Annotated in this window: 5 protein-coding genes; 4 read left to right on the forward strand and 1 reads right to left on the reverse strand. The window is 70.6% G+C overall.

Annotated elements, in window-relative coordinates:
* The 4 genes from APM_RS22035 to APM_RS11530 all read left to right on the forward strand — a co-directional run.
* On the forward strand, window positions 1-209 hold a 209-nt coding region (locus APM_RS22035; RefSeq protein ID WP_007423552.1), incomplete at its 5' end, for a hypothetical protein.
* Window positions 210-472: 263 nt separating this feature from the next.
* Entirely contained in the window at window positions 473-784 is a 312-nt protein-coding gene (hfq, locus tag APM_RS11520) for an RNA chaperone Hfq (RefSeq protein WP_007423553.1), read from the forward strand.
* Between the two features lie 6 nt (window positions 785-790).
* A complete protein-coding gene (gene hflX / locus APM_RS11525) occupies window positions 791-2,098 on the forward strand; it encodes a GTPase HflX (RefSeq protein WP_007423554.1) in 1,308 nt (435 codons plus the stop codon).
* A 23-nt stretch (window positions 2,099-2,121) separates the two neighbouring features.
* Window positions 2,122-2,955: an inositol monophosphatase family protein gene (locus APM_RS11530; protein ID WP_007423555.1), complete on the forward strand. Its 834-nt coding sequence runs from the start codon at window positions 2,122-2,124 to the stop codon at window positions 2,953-2,955.
* 138 nt (window positions 2,956-3,093) lie between these two features.
* Here APM_RS11530 and APM_RS11535 read toward each other — a convergent pair.
* Window positions 3,094-3,393 (reverse strand): NTP pyrophosphohydrolase (locus APM_RS11535; protein WP_007423556.1); only part of this gene is annotated, 300 nt, incomplete at its 5' end.

The following is a 3,393-nucleotide window of genomic DNA, read 5'->3' on the forward strand; positions in this document are numbered from 1 at the left end:
GCCTCGCGCTGGACGGCGCGGCGCTCGACCTCGAAACCGCGATCCCAGCACCCGGCCGCCTGCCGCGCGCGGGCGGCGATGCCGGAGTCTGGACAAGCGGCAACGCCGGCATCCGCCTGCCCCGCGCCGGCGCCGAACTGGTGCTGACGCTGACCGCCCAAGCCCTGTTCTGGACCGCGCCGGCCGCCATGCGGTGCGCCAGCGCCTGATCTCCGCCGGCCCACCGGCCGCGCCCTGTGATGGTGGCGGGTGTGTGATGCACCCGCCACAAGCGTTTTTTTATCCCATGCCGGGCGCTTCCGATTGGTTTCGGCGCCCCGGCGAGCTATATCTCCGCCTGCGGCATCCGTTTGCGGGCTCTCCGAACGGGCGGGGCCGAACATGCGGCAGCGGGTTCCGGCCCGATGCCATGACCCGATGCACCCACGCCATGGCAACCGCCATGCCCGGCAAGAAAAAAAGGACTCCAGACGTGGCCAACGAAAAATCGCAGAACGTGCAGGATGTCTTCCTCAATCACGTTCGCAAGAGCAAGACCCCGGTCACCGTGTTCCTGGTGAACGGCGTGAAGCTCCAGGGTGTGATCACCTGGTTCGACAATTTCTCCGTCCTCCTCCGCCGCGACGGGCACACCCAGCTCGTCTACAAGCACGCGATCTCGACCGTGATGCCCGGCGCGCCGATCCAGCTCTTCGACGCGACCAAGGCCGAGGGCGCCGCGCCGGCGGGCGGCTCCACGCTCAGCCTCGGCCGCGCCGGCGACCCCGACCGCGACGCCGGGTAGGCCGGGTTGAGCATACCCACCCAGGCCGCGCCCACCCGCGCCGCCGTCCTGCTGCCTTGGGAACATGGCGGGCGCAACGGCCCGCGCGAGGCCGAGGCCCGCCTCGCCGAGGCGATCGGACTCACCGCCTCGATCGGCCTCGTCATCGCCCATGACGAAATCGTGCAGATCCGCGCGCACCGCCCCGCCACCCTGTTCGGCGAGGGCCAGGTGCGGCGGATCGGCGAGTCGATCGCCGAGGCCGAGATCGGCGTCGCGGTGGTCGATTCCACGCTCAGCCCGGTGCAGCAGCGCAATCTCGAACGCGCCTGGAAGTGCAAGGTCATCGACCGCACCGGCCTGATCCTCGACATTTTCGGCGAGCGCGCCCGCACCGCCGAGGGCGTGTTGCAGGTCGAACTCGCGCATCTCGCCTACCAGCGTTCCCGTCTCGTCCGCTCCTGGACCCATCTGGAGCGCCAGCGCGGCGGCTTCGGCTTCCTCGGTGGCCCCGGCGAAACCCAGATCGAGGCGGACCGCCGCCTGATCACCGACCGCATCGCCCGCCTCCGCCGTGAACTCGACGAGGTCCGCCGCACCCGCGCCCTGCACCGCGCCGCGCGCAACCGCGTGCCCTATCCGGTCGTCGCCCTGGTCGGCTACACCAATGCCGGCAAATCCACGCTGTTCAACGCGCTCACCGGGGCCACCGTCCACGCGCAGGACCAGCTTTTCGCCACCCTCGACCCGACGATGCGCCTCATCGTCCTGCCCTCCGGCCGCCAGGCCATCCTGTCGGACACGGTGGGCTTCATCTCCGACCTGCCGACCGAACTCGTCGCCGCCTTCCGCGCCACCCTCGAAGAGGTCGCCGCCGCCGACATCATCCTCCATGTCCGCGACTGCGCCCACCCCGACAGCGCCGCCCAGCGCGCCGACGTCGTCTCCGTGCTCGACGGCATGGCCCGCTCGGGCATGATCGACGAGGGCTGGTCGTCCCGCTGCATCGAGGTGATGAACAAGATCGACCTGCTCGATCCCGCCGCGCGCGACCTGCCGGGCGCTTCCGCCATCGCCGTCTCGGCGCTGTCCGGCGAGAATCTCGACACGCTGCGCGCCACGATCGATGCCCGGCTCGCCGGCGCCATGCAGGTCGCGACCTACTGGCTCGCGCCGGCCGACGGCGCCGGCCTCGCCTGGCTCTACCGCCATGGCGAGGTGATCTCCCGCGCGGATGGCGAGGACGCCATCGCCATCGAGGTCCGGCTCCGCCCCGAGGACCGCGCCCGTTTCGAGCGCGATCACGAAGCCGCGCTGCACGCCCCGGTCCCCTGACCCACCGCCACGGATTCCAGCCCATGATGCCTGACAGAACCGACCTTTCCGCCATCGCGGCGCTGCTGCGCGACGTCGCGCGCACGATCGTGATGCCCCGCTTCGGCCATATCGGCCCGGCCGACCTGCGCACCAAGTCCGGCCCGCTCGACCCCGTCACGGTGGCCGACGAGGCGGCCGAGCGCGCCCTCACCGAAGGCCTGCGCGCCCTGTTCCCCGATGTCGCGGTGATCGGCGAGGAATCCGTCGCCGCCGATCCCGCCCTGCTCGGCGCGGTCGCCGGCCCCGGTCCCGTCTTCGTCATCGACCCGATCGATGGCACCCAGAACTACGCCGCCGGCCTGCCGCTGTTCGGCCTGATGATCGCCCTGGTCGAGGACAATCGAACCATCGCCGGGCTGATCCACGACCCGCTGCGCGACGACACCATGCTCGCCACAAGCGGCGGCGGCGCCTTCCTGCTCCGCGGCGCATCCGATTCAGCCGAATGGCTGCCCCTGCGCGTCGCCGCCCCGGCGCCGCTCGCGCAGATGATCGCCTCGGTCTCCTGGCAATACATGGCGCGGGCCGAAAAATCCCGCGTGCTCGGCAGCCTCGCCGCCCTGGGGCAGACGCCCAACCTGCGCTGCGCCGCCGCCACCTACCGCGCCATGGCCTCCGGCCATATGCACGCCTCGGTCTCCCGCCGCACTTTGCCGTGGGACCACGCCGCCGGCACGCTGATCGTCGAGGAAGCCGGCGGCCATGTCCGCCGGCCGGATGGCGAGGCCTGGCGCCCGGCCGATATCGATGGCGGCCTCATCGCCGCCACCGACCGCGACACCTGGCACCGCCTGCGCGACGCGCTCTACGGCTAGAGCACGTTCCGATCCGAACGGATCGGATGATGCCCTAGAGCACCATCCGATCCATCCGGATCGGATGTAGTGCTCTATGATATTGATAATTAGAGCATCTTTATCCGATCAGATGACTCCATCTGATCGGATGATGCTCTAGCCCTCCCGCTTCACCGCCTGCCAGAGCGCTTCCATCTCCGCGAGCCCGGCCGCCTCCGGCGTCGTCCCGGCGGCGGCGAGCCTCGCCTCCACCGCGCGGAACCGGCGCTCGAACTTCGCATTCGCCCGCGCCAGCGCCTGCTCGCCATCGCAGCCGAGCTTGCGGGCGAGATTGACCATCACGAAGAACATGTCCCCCAGCTCGTCCTCGATCCGCGCCGGATCCGCCCCCGCCAGCTCGGCGCGCAGCTCCGCCGTCTCCTCGTCGAGCTTGTCGAGCACCGAATCCGCATCCGG

This window comes from Acidiphilium sp. PM (assembly GCF_000219295.1).
GTDB classification, from domain to species: domain Bacteria; phylum Pseudomonadota; class Alphaproteobacteria; order Acetobacterales; family Acetobacteraceae; genus Acidiphilium; species Acidiphilium multivorum.

Bases quoted from the DNA above. Each gene is read 5' to 3' on its own strand.
- APM_RS11530 (WP_007423555.1), top strand. From the start codon at position 2,122: ATGATGCCTGACAGAACCGACCTTTCCGCCATCGCGGCGCTGCTGCGC.